The sequence below is a fragment of the Megasphaera sp. DJF_B143 genome, from assembly GCF_900320625.1.
GTDB lineage: Bacteria > Bacillota > Negativicutes > Veillonellales > Megasphaeraceae > Megasphaera > Megasphaera hexanoica.
Map to the genome: position 1 here is coordinate 1 of NZ_ONTA01000097.1, position 15,498 is coordinate 15,498.

The 15,498-nt window shown below is 50.5% G+C and carries 15 protein-coding genes; 2 read left to right on the forward strand and 13 right to left on the reverse strand.

All coding sequences use genetic code 11. From position 1 onward, the window contains the following. Positions 1 to 18 precede the first annotated feature (18 nt). The 6 genes from DBO31_RS02710 to DBO31_RS02735 all read right to left on the reverse strand — a co-directional run bounded on the left by DBO31_RS02710 (position 19) and on the right by DBO31_RS02735 (position 6,326). On the reverse strand, positions 19 to 1,620 hold the full coding sequence (locus DBO31_RS02710; protein ID WP_113855220.1) for a mannitol dehydrogenase family protein: 1,602 nt from the start codon (positions 1,618 to 1,620) through the stop codon (positions 19 to 21). A gap of 39 nt (positions 1,621 to 1,659) precedes the next feature. Further along, on the reverse strand, positions 1,660 to 2,739 hold the full coding sequence (gene uxuA, locus DBO31_RS02715) for a mannonate dehydratase (protein ID WP_059076265.1): 1,080 nt from the start codon (positions 2,737 to 2,739) through the stop codon (positions 1,660 to 1,662). A 157-nt stretch (positions 2,740 to 2,896) separates the two neighbouring features. Continuing rightward, a complete protein-coding gene (locus tag DBO31_RS02720; protein WP_150824385.1) occupies positions 2,897 to 3,844 on the reverse strand; it encodes a 2-hydroxyacid dehydrogenase in 948 nt (315 codons plus the stop codon). A gap of 121 nt (positions 3,845 to 3,965) precedes the next feature. Continuing rightward, the gene (locus tag DBO31_RS02725; protein ID WP_234995366.1) at positions 3,966 to 4,403 is read right to left on the reverse strand and encodes a MarR family winged helix-turn-helix transcriptional regulator; all 438 of its coding nucleotides are present in this window, start codon (positions 4,401 to 4,403) and stop codon (positions 3,966 to 3,968) included. 8 nt (positions 4,404 to 4,411) lie between these two features. Further along, the gene (locus DBO31_RS02730) at positions 4,412 to 5,623 is read right to left on the reverse strand and encodes an MFS transporter (RefSeq protein ID WP_083501459.1); all 1,212 of its coding nucleotides are present in this window, start codon (positions 5,621 to 5,623) and stop codon (positions 4,412 to 4,414) included. Positions 5,624 to 5,771: 148 nt separating this feature from the next. Then, complete coding sequence (locus DBO31_RS02735) at positions 5,772 to 6,326, reverse strand: 3'-5' exonuclease (protein WP_059076261.1); 555 nt, start codon at positions 6,324 to 6,326, stop codon at positions 5,772 to 5,774. A gap of 188 nt (positions 6,327 to 6,514) precedes the next feature. Here DBO31_RS02735 and DBO31_RS02740 point away from each other — a divergent pair, with 188 nt between their 5' ends. Further along, positions 6,515 to 7,234: a M48 family metallopeptidase gene (locus DBO31_RS02740; protein WP_150824383.1), complete on the forward strand. Its 720-nt coding sequence runs from the start codon at positions 6,515 to 6,517 to the stop codon at positions 7,232 to 7,234. A gap of 10 nt (positions 7,235 to 7,244) precedes the next feature. Here DBO31_RS02740 and DBO31_RS02745 read toward each other — a convergent pair whose 3' ends face one another. The 6 genes from DBO31_RS02745 to DBO31_RS02770 all read right to left on the reverse strand — a co-directional run bounded on the left by DBO31_RS02745 (position 7,245) and on the right by DBO31_RS02770 (position 12,874). Continuing rightward, the gene (locus DBO31_RS02745) at positions 7,245 to 8,111 is read right to left on the reverse strand and encodes a cation diffusion facilitator family transporter (protein ID WP_059076259.1); all 867 of its coding nucleotides are present in this window, start codon (positions 8,109 to 8,111) and stop codon (positions 7,245 to 7,247) included. A 216-nt stretch (positions 8,112 to 8,327) separates the two neighbouring features. Then, a complete protein-coding gene (locus tag DBO31_RS02750; protein WP_150824384.1) occupies positions 8,328 to 9,515 on the reverse strand; it encodes an ABC transporter substrate-binding protein in 1,188 nt (395 codons plus the stop codon). A 78-nt stretch (positions 9,516 to 9,593) separates the two neighbouring features. After that, on the reverse strand, positions 9,594 to 10,511 hold the full coding sequence (locus tag DBO31_RS02755; protein ID WP_234995367.1) for a peptidoglycan DD-metalloendopeptidase family protein: 918 nt from the start codon (positions 10,509 to 10,511) through the stop codon (positions 9,594 to 9,596). Between the two features lie 41 nt (positions 10,512 to 10,552). Then, on the reverse strand, positions 10,553 to 11,077 hold the full coding sequence (locus DBO31_RS02760; RefSeq protein WP_059076258.1) for a DUF4446 family protein: 525 nt from the start codon (positions 11,075 to 11,077) through the stop codon (positions 10,553 to 10,555). A gap of 89 nt (positions 11,078 to 11,166) precedes the next feature. After that, on the reverse strand, positions 11,167 to 12,108 hold the full coding sequence (locus DBO31_RS02765; RefSeq protein WP_234995368.1) for a ParB/RepB/Spo0J family partition protein: 942 nt from the start codon (positions 12,106 to 12,108) through the stop codon (positions 11,167 to 11,169). Continuing rightward, positions 12,098 to 12,874: a ParA family protein gene (locus DBO31_RS02770; protein ID WP_059076257.1), complete on the reverse strand. Its 777-nt coding sequence runs from the start codon at positions 12,872 to 12,874 to the stop codon at positions 12,098 to 12,100. The genes DBO31_RS02765 and DBO31_RS02770 overlap by 11 nt, the downstream gene beginning before the upstream one ends. 195 nt (positions 12,875 to 13,069) lie before the next feature. Here DBO31_RS02770 and DBO31_RS02775 point away from each other — a divergent pair, with 195 nt between their 5' ends. Next, positions 13,070 to 13,726 carry a hypothetical protein gene (locus DBO31_RS02775; protein ID WP_059076256.1) on the forward strand — a complete coding sequence of 219 codons (657 nt, stop codon included), beginning with the start codon at positions 13,070 to 13,072 and terminating at the stop codon, positions 13,724 to 13,726. Positions 13,727 to 13,882: 156 nt separating this feature from the next. On the opposite strand, the gene DBO31_RS02780 is transcribed toward DBO31_RS02775, so the two are convergent. After that, positions 13,883 to 15,166 carry an adenylosuccinate synthase gene (locus DBO31_RS02780; RefSeq protein WP_059076255.1) on the reverse strand — a complete coding sequence of 428 codons (1,284 nt, stop codon included), beginning with the start codon at positions 15,164 to 15,166 and terminating at the stop codon, positions 13,883 to 13,885. Positions 15,167 to 15,498: the final 332 nt, after the last annotated feature.

A 15,498-nucleotide genomic window follows, 5' to 3' on the forward strand; every position in this document is an offset into this window, starting at 1 on the left:
ACATATATATGACAGGACTCAGCCTACATATTTCTTCAGGACGGCACGGACAGCGCCAGGACCGGCAATGAGTTCTTTGAAATAGCCTTCGATGACTGGTTCAAGGCCCACTTCTGAAAGGTCCATACCGCCAAAAATATCGCGGTTGGACAGGATGGGATGCAGCGCCCCTGAGGCCGTTTCCGGATGACCGAAACAGACGCCGGCAAGGGTCTTCTGCAAATCTTCCAAAAGAGGATCCGGGCTGGGCGTAAACGCATTTCCCTTATCGTCTATACCGAGAAGGTAGCGGCACCAGCCGGCAATGGCCAGAGGGATATATTTCAGGTCTTTGGCCTTATCGCCATAGGCTTTGATAGTAATACCATAGCGGACGCCTACTTTCTGCGACGTGTCCGTAGCAATGCGCTGAGGCGTATCGGGGACATTGGGGTTGGGCAGCCGTTCTTCCAGCAGTTCATCGATGAATGCCTTCGGATTGAGGACGCCGGGATTAACGACGACGGGCAGCCCTTCATCATAACCGATTTTTTCAATGAGCCCTTTGAGCTGGGGATCGCCGATTTCATCGGAAATCTTCACATAACCCAGAAGGCAGCCGTACACGGCCAGGGCCGTATGGAGCGGATTGAGGCAGGTTCCTACTTTCATGCGTTCGCACTGGTTGACCGTTTCCCGGTCTGTAAAGATGACGCCGGCTTTTTCCAGGGGCGGACGACCGTTGGGGAAGGTGTCCTCAATGACCAGATATTCCTGCGGAGCTGCGTTGACAAAGAGGGCATAGGTGCTGCGGCCGGCTTTGATATATTCCGTATCAGCAAAGCCGCATTCTTTGAGATAGGACTGGACTTTCGGCGACGGTCCGGGGACGATTTTATCGATCATGCTGTAGGGAAAAGCCGTTTTTTCTTCAATGTATGCCGTAAAACCTGCATCGGTATATCCCTTTTCTTCCCACGCTCTGGCAAAAGTCAGGAATGCCTGGCGGATCCGTTCACCGTTGTGAGAGCAGTTATCCATGCTGACAAAGGCAATGGGGCTGACACCTGCTTTATACCGGGCATAGGTAAGGGCCGTCAGACTGCCCATGGCACTCTGCGGGTGGGCCGGGCCTTCCTGCAGATCAGACGCTACATCGTCATAGTAGTTGCCATCATAGTCCTTAAGATTATACCCTTTTTCCGTAATGGTAAAGCTGACCATCTGCAGCGACGGAGCCGTAAAAATATCGAGCAGGCGCTGCCAGTCGGCCGGTCGGCTTTCTTTGACGGCTGCCGATTCACAGACGCTGCCGATGACTTCTTTGCCGAACTGCCCATCTGCTTCCATGGTCACGTTGACATGGAGGTTGTCATAAGGCCGGAACACATCGTCGACGACGGCCGCATTATGAGTCGTGGCGGCAATGATGCCTGTATGGGCCAGGCCCTGGTCGAGAAGGCGCTGCTGGAGGACAGCGATATACGCGCGGAACAGGTTGCCGCTGCCGATATGGAGCCATTGCGGCGCTTTTTTTGTTTCCTCTATGACAGCTTTGTCATTAAACGAATAGAGAGTAAATCCTTTTTCTTCCCAAAGAGAACGATTTTCAGCAATTTCCTGCCGGTTCAGATGCAACATACACAATCCCTCCACGTAATAAATTTCATAGGTAAATCCTTAAAACTGCCCGCACAGGCGGTTGATGGCATCCCAGAGGCCACATATATAATTCGCACCGAGCGCGCGGTCATAGAGGCCGTAACCAGGCCGTCCTTCTTCACCCCAGATCATACGGCCATGGTCGGGACGGATAGGCCCATCAAAGTGGATATCATAAAGCGCTTTGGCAATTTCAAACATATCGAGAGAGCCAATGGCCGATTTGTGGGCAACTTCGTTGAATACCCACGGTTCATGCACCTGGACGTTGCGCAGATGGACGAACTGGACGCGGTGCTGACGGCCGAATTTGCGGATAATATGGGGGATGTCATTCTGGCGGTTCGAACCGAGAGAACCAGTGCAGATAGTAAAACCATTGCTTTCACTATCTACCATAGCCGCGATTTTGTCAAGGTCTGCTTCATTTTTGACGATGCGGGGCAGTCCAAAAACGGAAATAGGCGGATCATCGGGATGAATGCCCATCTTGATGCCACATTCTTCGGCTACGGGCACGACGGCTTTCAGGAAATAGGCCAGATTCTTGCGCAGGCCATCTTCATCCATGCCTTCATACTGTTCAAAAAGATGCGATAATTCCTGGAGCCGTTCCGGTTCCCAGCCAGGCAGGACAAAGCCATTGCTGTTATCCAGGATTTCCCGGGCCATATCCTGGGGCGTCTTGCCAGCGACGAGATGATAGTCATAAGCCAGGCAGGTCGAACCGTCATAGAGAGGTTTGGCCAGGTCCGTCCGTGTCCAGTCAAAAATCGGCATGAAATTGTAGCAGACGACTTCAATCCCTGCTTTGGCTGCATTTTTCAGCGACTGGATGTAATTTTCAATATACTTGTCACGGCTGGGCAGGCCCAGTTTGATATCTTCATGGACATTGATGCTTTCCAGGTCTTTGAATACGAGATTGTGTTTTGCCGCTTCTTCTTTGATATGAAGCAGCGGTTCGACAGGCCATACGTCGCCGACGGGGATATCAAATAACGCCCCGACGATGCCGTCCATCCCGGGAATCTGGTCAATCTGCTGCAGTGTAATATTATCATCTTTTTCGCCATACCAGCGAAATGTCATTCTCATATGAATAGCCTCCTCAAAAACTACAGAAACAGTATATACTGTTTATTATTTCTTGTCTTTGTTAAATACTACCATACCAGAAAGGCTGTGACAATAGAAAAGAAAGAAAAAAACAGACGGATGCTATTTCTGCATCCGTCTGCCTAAACGTATCTCTTTAGAGAATAATATTCTTCTGATTCCCGGCCAAGTACGCATCGATATTATCAAAGACGATGACGGCCCGTTTGGCCATGGATTCTACCGTTGCAAAGGCGACGTGCGGCGTGACAATAGTGTTCTTGGAGTGGAGCAGCGGGTGATTCGTATCCAGTGGTGGTTCCTTTTCAAAGACGTCGATGCCGGCGCCGGCGATTTTACCGCTGTTCAGTGCATCTGCCAGGTCCTGGGATACGACGACAGGGCCACGGGCTTCATTGATGAGGAATGCCGTCGGTTTCATGTAAGAGAGAGTTTCTTTATTGATCAGGCCCTTCGATTGGTCTGTAACCGGACAATGGAGGCTGACGATATCGGCCTGTTCCATCATTTCTTTCATGGGCAGGTAGGTAATCAGGTCCGTATCGGCTTTATGGGAAAATCCGTTATAGGCGATAACTTTGGCACCAAAAGCATGGACCAGTTCGGCGACGCGATGGCCGATATGACCAGTACCGACAAGAGCGACTGTCTTACCTTCCAATTCATTGCCGACGAGACCGGCTTTCGTACCGCCAGCACGGCAGGCTGCATCGACCTGAGGTACGCGGCGGAGCAGATCGAGCATCATGGCAATGGTCAATTCGGCTACGGCAACAGTCGAATAGCCGGATGCATTGCTGACCTTAATGCCCTTTGCTTTGGCAGCATCGAGAGCAACATGATCGACACCCGTAAAGGCCACGTCAATATATTTCAATTTCGGACAGGCGTTGATGACTTCTGCCTTCAAAGGCATATTGGCGATGATGAGGATATCGGCATCCTTTGCTTCTTCGATCTGGACGGCCGGGTCATCATTGCGTTCATACGCGGCGAATTCATAGCCTTTTTCTTTCAGAGGTTTTACATACGAATCAAGTAATTCCTGACTGATACCTAACGATTCCAATAAGACAATCTTCATCATAAAAATCCCCTTTCATCATAGGCAATATCTGATTTTATTATAAGCATGCGTCGGGCAATTTGTAAGCTATCTATGGAAAATCAGTATAGATGTACTACCTATATGCTAAAAATATATACTATACTTCGTCTAAAGCCGCTTGTACTTTTGCACACAAAGTCAATAATAGTTTTCGTTCCTCTGGAGACAGTCCTTGCAACGCCTGTCTCCGGTGCGCTATCACAAAGGGTTCCGCCTGGACGAACAAATCCCTGCCTGCGTCTGTCAATTCGATATACTTACCCCGTCCCTTTTCCCGGGGGTGCCGGCATATCAGTCCTTTCTTTCCCAAGCGGCTCAACGTGCGCGTAATCGCTGCCGCTTCCACCTTAAAATAGCGGATTAAATCGGCCTGGGCAATACCTCCGTTCAAGTAGACAAGGTTCAGGACCATCCATTCCGAACTATGCAGCCCCAGAGGAGCTACACAGCCATTTAAGGTCCGGGAAAAAATCCGGGTCGTGCAGAATAATTGCCGTACCAGTTCGTCATCTTGCCGGTCTCGTACATCCATCATGATACCTCTCAATCTTTATGGATATCGGCAACAGGTCTTTTCACCGCTTTGGGACTGGCTATGCAATCATTACCATAACGGTAATGGCAGAACATGAACAAGACGGAAAAGCAGATCATGAGAGCCGTTACGCTCCAGTACATGTTGCGATAGCCCACCATCCCGGCAACGACACCCAGGACGAGGATGCCTGTACTGGTACCAATATCCAGCATATTATAAAAAGTCGCACTGGCGGAACTGCGCCGTTCCGGGCGGACCATATTCAAAATCCACGTCAGCAGGGCCGGAAGCAGCAGGCCGGCACCTAAGCCATAAAAGACAGATGCAGCCAATAAGACCGTCAGCGAGTGAGCTGCCATGATGAGCAATAAGCCAATCAAATATGAGACAGATCCCGGCACGATGACGGCGAAGGCTCCCTTGGAGTCGAGGAGGCGACCGCCAAAAGGACGGGAAATAAAGACAAACAGCGTCCCCACAATGAAGAACAGGCCAGCATTTCCAATATGTGCTTCAGCAGCCATCATAGCAATATACGTATTGACACTGCCATAGGCGGCTCCAAATAAAATCGTCAAAACAGAAGGAAGGCCCGTACCCGTTTCACAAATGCAATCACGTAACGATGTCTTTTCTATCACTTCTACACGACGTATCTTCCTGCCTGCATGGCAGAACCCAGCAGTCAGAACAGCCAGAAAAGAAACGGCAGCAGACGAAAAAAACAGTGCCGACGGGCCGATTTCGCTGAGTAAAAATAAACCGACCGCTGGTGCCAGTGCCATCATGACCGTACTTCCCAATCCAAAATAGCCAATTCCTTCGCCGCGGCGGCTGGCCGGGATGATATCGGCGACGATAGCAGCAGCAAAAGTCGTGCTCATGCCAAAGCCGAATCCGTGAAGGATGCGTGCCGCAACGATGGCGTGGATACTGCTAAACATATAATACGACACCGTCGCTAAAATAGAAAGAGCCAGCCCCAGGTAAAGACATTTCTTTTTTCCTAAATGGTGGACGCCCGCATCGGTAAACAAGCGTATGCAGATGGCCGAATAGCCAAAGATGCCACCAATGAGACCGATTTCCCCACCCGTCGCCCCTAAACTGGCTGCATACAGAGTAATCGTCGGCAAGAGAAAATGAAAACCAGCAAATAAAAAGCCGTTGGCCAGAACCAAGGCAACAAAATCACGAGTCCATAATGTTTCTTTCATCAATTCAACCTCTCCTCTATATTGACTAGTCAATTTAATCAGCATTGTATATCATAGCGCTTTTTAATTGACTAGTCAATATATTTATTCTAAAGCTTTTAATACAACCGATGGGTATCGTACCAATTAATTACTCTTCGTTTCACCACTATAGTATTTTCAATTTGAGGTGCGTCGCATCGAGCAGTTCTTCCATAGACGAAGCTCCAACGGCTTCGGCTGCCTTGACGACGATGAGGGCACAGGCCCGGGCATCATCCAGCGCCTGATGATGGTGGAAGGTATATCCCAGGAAGTTCGCTACCGTATCCAGCTTGTGGTTGGGCAGATCCGGCCAGACGCGGCGTGAAATTTCGACGGTGCAGGCATAGGAGGCCTGTGGCTTTTCCAGGTGATACGTTTTGAGAAGACTGCGCAGGACCCGCGTATCAAAGACGGCGTAGTGTGCGACCAGGATGCGTCCTTCCAGATGAAGCCGCACGGACGGCCAAAGCCGGTCAAACTGAGGTTTGTGTGCCACCTGGTCGGGAGTAATGCCGTGGATGCGAACATTATCAGGGGAAAATACCATAAAGGGCGGACGAATGAGCGTGTATCCTTCGCGGACGCACTGTCCGTCATGCATGGTAACCGCCGCCAGCGAGCAGGCACTATTGGCATATTTATTGGCTGTTTCAAAATCAATTGCCGTAAAGTCTAACATAATGTACATACCTTTCTACAGAAGAAGCAGCCGCATAACGCGGCATCACGTTCAACATACCACACCTGACGGTTAAAAGCAACCTATCCTCCTATGGACAAACGGAGTATTTCAGTATAAAGTAGAGGAAGTATGAAAAGCGCAGGGCGGACATCATCTCTATACCGGACCTGCCAAAAGGAGTCATTATGCCACGTTCTGCCCAATGCCATTTCCAAAACGGCACTCTTTCTTTTTCTTATGAACTGACCCGGAAAGCTGTCAAAAACATCAATCTCCGCATCCGCCGCGATGGATCCATCCATGTATCGGCCCCTTCATTTGTCTCCAAAGACCGGATTGATGCCTTTCTGCTCCGGGAAACACCGTTCATCGTAAAAACGCTTTCCCAGATAGAAAAAAAGCCGGTATTCAGACTGAATACCGGCGATGTCCTGTATATTCATGGCCGTCCGCTGACACTCCGCGTCGTCCCCGGCCCTGCTGGAAAGGTATATGAAAAAGGAGACATCCTGTACATGGAAACGTCTCATGGCGATGAAGAGAGCCAACGGGCCCATCTCTATCACCAATACCTGCGCCAGCAGGCAGGTACTTTATTTGCTGCCAGTATAGCCCGTATCTATCCCCGGCTCCAGCCATACGGAGTTCCCCTTCCCACGGTCACCCTGCGGCGGATGCGCTCCCGCTGGGGTTCCTGTACGCCGGCCAGAAAGCGGATCAGTCTTAACACCTATCTGGCGGTCATGCCCGATGGCTGTATCGACCAGGTCGTCCTTCATGAATTATGCCACTTCCTGGAATGCAATCATTCATCCCGTTTTTATGGCTGGATGAACCGCTTCATGCCCGACTGGAAAGTCTGGCGGCAGGAACTGGTACGATACGCTCCGTACTGCAACATCTGAATATATCCGGTTATCTCGGGTCCAGGTGAATCATAGGATCACAGGGCCCGTATTTTTTTTGCAATGCCGATTCTACCTTATCGGAAATAGCATGAGCCTGGGACAGGGGAAGTGTGCGGTCCAGTTCCAGATGAAAATCCATAATGGTTTCCGATCCGGAAATGCGGGTACGCAAATGATGATATCCTTTGACTCCCGGAGTTTCCATGATGATATGGCCGATTTTCGATTCTTCGTCATCACTGAGCGACGCGTCTGTCAAATCGTCATAACTGCGGCGGCACATCTTGTATCCGACGCGGAGAATCCCCAAAGCGACGAGGCAGGCGATGAGCGGATCCAGGATAGCCCAGCCCGTGACTTTCATGAGAAAGATACCGGCCATGACGGCAGCTGACGTCCAAACATCAGCCCGCAGATGCATGCCATCGGCCTTCAGTGCTTCCGAGCCGGTCTTTTCCCCGACATAATACAACCGGGCAGACACGATGGCATTGATCAGGCTGGATGCCAGCATGATGACAATAGCCAGATTCAGTGATTCCGGCACCTGGGGATGGAAAAATTTGCCCACCGCTTCGTAGAGGATACTCAGAGCCGCCACGATAATCAGCAGGGATTCAAAGGCGGCTGAGACATTTTCCACTTTACCGTGGCCATAGTCGTGATCCTGATCTGGCGGCAGGCAGGATTTGCGCACGGCCAGGCAGGCAATGGCAGCCGCGAGGAGATCGACACCGGAGTGGATGGCTTCGGATATCAGACTGACTGTGCCAGTCAGGATTCCAATGGATAATTTACCTATTACCAGAAGAGTATTGCTGAGTACGGAAAGACAAGCCGTACGGCGTTTGAGTGTTATTTCATCTGTCGTCATAATTAAAACTTCCTTTGTCTATGAAAATAATCAGACAGGACCTGCGGAACCGCATATCCTTACTTATATGTAGTCCCGCAGGTCCTGCCTGCTGCTTGCGCCCGACCGCTTGTGCAGTCTGTTCTTTACGCATATAGTATCATCCTAATTCTCATTTGTAAATATTTTTTTGAGAATATCTGTATGGCAATTTTACATGAGCCCTATGCCTTTCAGCTATTGTATATTGACCGCCGGCTGCTTTTCCAGAAGGGCCGGTTCCCCTTCCCAGAAGGTGAGGATGAATACGGCTTTGATGGCATCGTGATTGGAGTCAAGGATGATGTGTCCCGTCGCTCCCGTAAAATCAATCGTTTTAGCCAGTTCCTGGGCTATCTGCTGCGGTTTGTCGGAATTACCGCGGCGGATGGCTTCGGCAATCATCATGAGAGAATCGTAGCCCAGCGCCGCATAGCTGTCCGGCCATTCTCCGTATTTTTCATAATACCGTTCAGCAAAGGTTTCTGCCGTTTTTTCGTGGACATCATTGGCATAATGGTCGGTATATACCAGATTTGTCAGGTATGCCGGATCCACGTTTTTGGCAAGAGCCGGACCGTTCCAGCCATCAGCCCCCAAAAGGGGAGTCGTCATACCGGATGAACGGGCGAGGACAATCACTTCCCGCGCCTTTTTATCATAGAGCGGTACATACACGGCCTGGCCCGGATCCTGCCGCACGGCGTCGAGTGCCGCCGCCAGATTGCCGTCATAATCAGCCAGATCGACAAATGCCGTAACGGTACCGCCACGGGCTTCTATGGTACTGCGGTAAAACTCAGCCAGCCCTTTAGAATAAGAGCTCTCTCCGTTGTATAGGACAGCCGACCGGGTCACGTGAAGATTTTCCATGGCATATTCGCCCATAGCCCGGGCCTGATAAGGATCGATGAACGTGGCCCGGAACATATACTGGTATACCTGCCGCGATTTGGCATCGACGGTAATATCCGGATCAGTACAGGCCGGACTGACTACGGGAATGCGCAGCGCTTCCGCTGGCTGCATGACTGCCGCCGCACAGGCTGTCATGTTGGGACCGATAATGGCACTGACGTGGCGTGTCGATAACTGCTGCACCGCCATAGCTGCATCATCAGCCTTGCCATGATTATCGACCGTGACCAGATTGACCTCCTTACCCAGAAGTCCGCCCTGCTCATTCAGTATATCCCTGGCCAGCTCTACCCCCTGTTTTGTTGAACGGCAGTATGCCTCGCCAGGGCCGGTGAGGGAGAGATTGGTGCCAATCAGCACTTCTTGGCGCTGAACGGCCTGTGGTGCCTGTTTGCTGCATCCTGAGGCCAGGAAAGCCAGGGACAGCAGGCATAGGCCTGCCGCCAGCAGGGTGCTGATACGTTTCATAGCATGTGTCTCCTTTTCATAAAAAAACAGGGCGGTCCCGTCCATCCGTTCCCCCCTGTTTTATCTTCCTATGATGAATTATGGTAAAAACAGCAACGGATCCGTCGGAGTGCCGTTGACTCGTACTTCATAGTGGCAATGCGGCCCCGTACTGCGTCCCGTACTGCCTGCCAGAGCGACGATATCGCCCGTCCTGACTTCCTGGCCTACGACGACCAGAAGCATCGAATTGTGGCCGTAGCGGGTAACGAATCCGCCGCCGTGGTCGATTTCTACGAGATTGCCATAGCCATCGACCCATCCGGCCATGGTGACTTTTCCCGAAGCCGTAGCCCGTACAGGTGTCCCGTAATCGACGGCAATATCCAGTCCTTCATGATAGCCGGTACCACCGCCAATGGGATTGCCCCGGTAGCCGAAGTTCGACGTAATCGTACCGTTGACCGGCCAGATAGACGGATAATTCGAAGCCTGGTATTTCTTGGAAATCTGCTGCATCTCCCGGACCTGCTGACCGGCCGTATCACTGAGCACGGTCTTAAGCGTAATGAAACTGATGATGCGGGCATTTGTTTTGGTTTCCAGCCGGGAGGTGGCATGGAGCAGGTCGTTGTAGTCAGCATGAGAAACGTCCGGTGATTTCTTCTGCTGTCCTGCTACGCCACCTTCACCTTTTGGGCTGTCACCCGTACCTGCCCCCTTGACCATCTGCCGCAGCTCCTGGTCGAGGGCATCCATCTTATCCATTTTTTCCTGGAGCGATGCCGTTTTTTCCCGCATCAGTTCCAGCTGTTGTTCGTGAAGCGCGTTCTGTTCCTTCATGTGCTGCAGCGAAATAAATTCATATATACCGATGCACAGTCCGGCAGCAATGACGACAACGCCTGCGATGACCGCTGCCAGTATCTTTTTATACTGTCCCGGTGTGATGACCAGCGGCTCTGTACGCCTGAGGCAGGAAGCATGGCCGGCCATACCAGCAGCACGTTGTTTCAAACGCGCAAGAAAATCCTGAAAATTCAAATATAGTCCCCTCTTTAATCCTTTTGTACCGTATCCAGCGTACCCGTATACTGCAGGGCGTTATCCAGACTTTCTTTTTCTTCTTCACTCATGCCATACAGGCACTTGCCATCGACGATCGGCTTGGCGAAAATGCGGGATTCGTTACGACCGTAAACACTGGAAAGACAGAAACCGTCGTTCTTGCCGTCGAGCACCGTAAAGGCAAAACTCAGATTGTTGCCAATATTGTCAAAGGCATTGTATTTGACAAAGCCGATTTTGCGGAAACAGTGGTTCTGCACGGCCATGATATCTTTCTGGGTCTTGTGGATGAGTTCCAGTGAATCCTGCAAATCGTGCAGCCGGGCAACATCTTCATGCAGCTTGGCTTCTACACTTTTGCCCGTTTCATCCTGCATAAAAAACTCATATTTTTCTTTGAGTTTGCCCATGCGGTGGGTCAGTATGCCAATGTAGATGATCAGCAGCAGCAACAGCACTCCCACAGCGCCGGCGGCAGCCAGATAAATAAGCTGCCAGTCTAATCCATAAAACATGTCTTTCCTCCTGCAGTATTACAAAAAAAGTCTGTATCTTATATTACACAAAAGAACTCTAAAAAACAACCGCTTTCCAGGATTTTTTTCTAAACTGTAAAAGAAGATGGCGTTTCCGTGCCGTCTCCCGTCTTTTCTTCTGTCAAAAGAGCCAGAAGCCGTTCAAATTCGGCTTCCGACGCTACGGAGATTTCGATTTTCCCCTTTTGCCTCTTCCGGTTGAAATGAATAGAAACATTAGTCCCCAGATGCATTTTAATTCGGTCCTGCATGGCTTCCAGATAGGCATCGGGTTCTTTCGGTCCCTTGTCCGTGCCACCCTGCAGCATACGGGCCACGAGGGCTTCACACTGCCGTGCTGATAATCCCTGGCGGATAATCTGTCCGGCTGCCGCCAGCTGCTGATCTTCATCGGCAAGCTGAAGCAGGGGGCGGGCCTGTCCCATAGACAGTGTCCCATCGCGGAGGAACTGGCATATTTCGTCAGGCAGTTTCAAAAGGCGTATCATATTGGCTACGTGGGGACGGCTCTTGCCCACTTTCTGTGCTGCCTCTTCCTGCGTCAGTCCGAACGTATGGATCAGCATGTCATATGCCGCTGCTTCTTCCATGACATTCAGATTTTCCCGCTGCAGGTTTTCAATGAGTGACACTTCGGCAGCCGCATCGGGTGTATACTCCCGTACCAGAGCAGGAATCGTTTTCAGGCCGGCCAGTTTCGCAGCCCGCAGGCGCCGTTCTCCCGCCACCAGTTCGTACGTGCCATCAGGCTTCTTCTGTACGACCAGCGGCTGGATCAGCCCATACTGGCGGATAGAGGAGGACAATTCTTCCAATGCCACGCTGTCAAACTCACGCCGCGCCTGATGAGGATTGGGCACAATGGCCGAAATATCCAGTTCCGCCGGCATCGTTCCGTCACCAGAAGCAGCCTTATCTATTTCATCTATTTTTTTTTCTTTTAATCCCAGTGCCTGAAGCCGGCTTCCCAGGATGGCATTACTGCCAAGTCCCTTTTTCCTAACCGACACGGCGAATCACCTCTCTGGCTAATTTTCGATACACTTCCGCACCGCGGGAATGAGGGTCGTACACGGTGATAGGCTCCCCATGACTCGGAGCTTCTCCCAACCGTACATTGCGCGGGATAATCGTGCGGAACACCTGTCCGCTGAAGTATTTTTTTACTTCTTCGGCAACCTGCAGAGACAGGTTCGTACGGCCGTCAAACATAGTGAGCAGCAGTCCCAGCAGGCGCAGGCTGCTGTTCATATTATCCCGTACCATCTCGACGGTCTGCATCAGCTGGGCCAGACCTTCCAGTGCATAAAACTCACATTGCACTGGAATCAGTACCTGGTCCGATGCCACCAGAGCATTGATGGTCAGAAGCCCCAGTGAGGGGGGACAATCGATGAGAACAAAGTCATAGGGCTTTTTCGCCGCTTCCAGACAATCTGACAGCGCCTGCTTCAATACCTGTTCCCGTTTATCCATATTGACCAGTTCTACGGCTGCCCCGGCTACATCCATCGTCGCCGGAATGACAGACAACTTTTTCACTGCCGTCTTCTGCAATACCTGTTCCATCGGTACGCCATCAATCAGGCAGTCATATAAATTGCCGGAAAGGCTTTCTTTATCGATACCCAGACCGCTCGTCGCATTGCCCTGGGGGTCCAGATCCACCAATAATGTACGCTTGCCGCAGTCTGCCAGACAGGCGCTCAGATTAATGCTGGTCGTCGTCTTGCCCACGCCGCCTTTCTGGTTCGTCACGGCAATAATATGAGCCAACGCAGTCACCTCATTTCCAAATTTAAGTCTATATATTAGTATACCTTGCTACGATTATTTTAGCAAATATTTCATGCTCATCAGAACGGTCGTTCCGGCCTTTCCACACTTTTACTAGCCACTATAAGAAAAACTTGCTATAATGGAACAAAAAGTCAGGATTATCGCCGATAGTCCGGGAAAAGAGGATACCCTATGCCTGTTTATAAAGGAAATCTGAAACACATCGATACCAATAATGTACTCACCCTGGCAGGACAGCGCGCCGTTGACGATGCAACGCCGGAAATGGCAGAAGAAGTCTGCCAGACCGTCGTCCGCCTGGCCCAGCCGGTCAGTGTATTTTATCAGTTCTTTTATGATAAAGATACACACACCTTTTTATGCAATGATCCATTTGTCATCGAAGGGGAAACGGTCCGCAATTATCTGGAAAATACGGAAGTCGCCATCATCATGGCCGTCACTCTCGGGAAAGAAGTAGAAGATGCCTGTGATGAATTATTCATGCAGAAAGACTTCACCAAAGGCATCCTCATGGATTCCGCCATTTCTATCGCAACAGAACAGATGGTAGGACAGTTATGCGGCTATATCGACACCCTCGGCGCACCGGAAGGCTACAAGATTCTCTGGCGCATCACGCCGGGCCACAGCGACACGCCCCAGAAACAGGAAGTCACGCTGGTACAGGCCCTGCAGGCCGCCCAGATTGGCATTTCCGTTACGCCGACCAATATGCTCGTACCGCGTAAAGCCGTCACGGCTATCGTCGGCATGAACCACGTCGGGGGAGAAGGAGGCTGCAGCCCGTCCGGTTGTGCCAGCTGCTCCCACAACTGCCATGAATGATTCTAGGTACATCATACATCTGAAAACTAATAACGGAAAGCTCAGAAAGAGATTGTCTTCAATGGCAATCTCTTTTTTCTGCTCATATACGAAAAGCAGGCCCCGTGAACAGGGCCCGCTTTTCGTATATCGTTATGGTGAAAACCCAAAATAGCATTAGAAAATCGGCTGAAGGATAATCGTCTGGCTGCGGTTCGGACCGACCGAGACAATACCCAGGGGTACGCCGACGAGTTCACTGATGCGTTCTACATACTTACGAGCTGCTTCCGGCAGTTCATCATAGGTCTTGCAGGCAGAAATATCTGTCTTCCAGCCCGGCATTTCTTCATATACCGGTTCGACCTGTTCCAGTACTTCCAGACTGGCCGGGTATTCCGGCAGGAGCTGGCCATTGTACCGGTAACCAGTGCAAATCTTTATCGTGTCAAGGTCATCGAGGATATCCAGGCGGGTAATAGCCAGATAATCCAGGCTGTTCAGCATAGCCGCATATTTGACGACAGCCGTATCCAGCCAGCCGCAACGGCGCGGACGGCCCGTAACAGTGCCAAATTCATGGCCCGTATTGCGCAGATATTCCCCAATTTCATTATTCTGTTCCGCCGGGAACGGACCGGCACCGACACGGGTCGTATAAGCTTTGACGACGCCTACGATGTTTTCCATGCGGCGCGGGCCGACACCGGAACCGGTGCAGGCACCGCCGGCTGTCGGGTTGGAACTGGTGCAGAACGGATAGGTACCATGATCGATGTCGAGCATGGTCGCCTGGGCACCTTCAAACAGTACCTTTCTGCCTTCGTTGATATATACGTTGGCAGAATAGTTTGTATCTTTTACATAGGGACGGATGCGGTCGGCATACCCAAGGTATTCCTGATATATCGTGTCGAAGTCAAAACCCTGGCAGCCATAATAGGTTTCAAACAGGCGGTTCTTTAATTTCAGATTGACCCGCAGTTTTTTTGCAAAAATATCCTTATCCATCAAATCGCCAATACGGATACCGACACGATTGATTTTATCGGCATAACAGGGACCGATGCCATTTTTCGTCGTACCGATCTTGGCATCCCCTTTGAGTTTTTCATCTTCTTCATCGATGCGGATATGATATGGCATAATCACATGAGCCCGCGTGGAAATTTCCAGTTTGCTGATTGTGACGCCTTTTTCTTTCATGCCATCCAGTTCCTGGAGAAGGACTTCCGGGTTTACTACGACGCCACTGCCGATGATGCACGTCTTATCAGAGAACAGGATCCCTGATGGCAGGAGGCGCAGCGCAAAGGCCTTGTCATCTACCACGACAGTATGGCCGGCGTTATTCCCGCCCTGGGAGCGGATAACTACATCGGCTTTCTGTGCCAGATAATCAACAATCTTACCTTTACCTTCATCACCCCACTGGGTGCCTAATACCATTGCTGTTGCCATTGCTTCAACATCCCTTCGTGAATTAGAGATTAAGAAAACAGGATACGGTATACCAGTTCCCGTTTTCTAACGTACGTGTATATTATACACGAATTTAATTAAAATTCCTATCATATTAACCGAAAAAGCGTACATATTTCAAAAGAGCCGGTCAGGATATGTCTAGCCACGTTTCTTATTTTAGTTTATAATGAATAATTATATGGCAACAATTGTTCCATATAATTGATTATTATAGAATACATAAGGAGAGATTTTCATGTTATTTGATGCGTGTACCATAGGCGGCATCCATGCAGCCTGCCGTATTGTCCGTTCTGCAACGTTTGAAG

Coding starts and splice junctions, on each gene's coding strand:
- DBO31_RS02710 (WP_113855220.1), bottom strand. CDS start 1,620: ATGTTGCATCTGAACCGGCAGGAAATTGCTGAAAATCGTTCTCTTTGG.
- uxuA (WP_059076265.1), bottom strand. CDS start 2,739: ATGAGAATGACATTTCGCTGGTATGGCGAAAAAGATGATAATATTACA.
- DBO31_RS02720 (WP_150824385.1), bottom strand. CDS start 3,844: ATGAAGATTGTCTTATTGGAATCGTTAGGTATCAGTCAGGAATTACTT.
- DBO31_RS02725 (WP_234995366.1), bottom strand. CDS start 4,403: ATGATGGATGTACGAGACCGGCAAGATGACGAACTGGTACGGCAATTA.
- DBO31_RS02730 (WP_083501459.1), bottom strand. CDS start 5,623: ATGAAAGAAACATTATGGACTCGTGATTTTGTTGCCTTGGTTCTGGCC.
- DBO31_RS02735 (WP_059076261.1), bottom strand. CDS start 6,326: ATGTTAGACTTTACGGCAATTGATTTTGAAACAGCCAATAAATATGCC.
- DBO31_RS02740 (WP_150824383.1), top strand. CDS start 6,515: ATGCCACGTTCTGCCCAATGCCATTTCCAAAACGGCACTCTTTCTTTT.
- DBO31_RS02745 (WP_059076259.1), bottom strand. CDS start 8,111: ATGACGACAGATGAAATAACACTCAAACGCCGTACGGCTTGTCTTTCC.
- DBO31_RS02750 (WP_150824384.1), bottom strand. CDS start 9,515: ATGAAACGTATCAGCACCCTGCTGGCGGCAGGCCTATGCCTGCTGTCC.
- DBO31_RS02760 (WP_059076258.1), bottom strand. CDS start 11,077: ATGTTTTATGGATTAGACTGGCAGCTTATTTATCTGGCTGCCGCCGGC.
- DBO31_RS02775 (WP_059076256.1), top strand. CDS start 13,070: ATGCCTGTTTATAAAGGAAATCTGAAACACATCGATACCAATAATGTA.
- DBO31_RS02780 (WP_059076255.1), bottom strand. CDS start 15,166: ATGGCAACAGCAATGGTATTAGGCACCCAGTGGGGTGATGAAGGTAAA.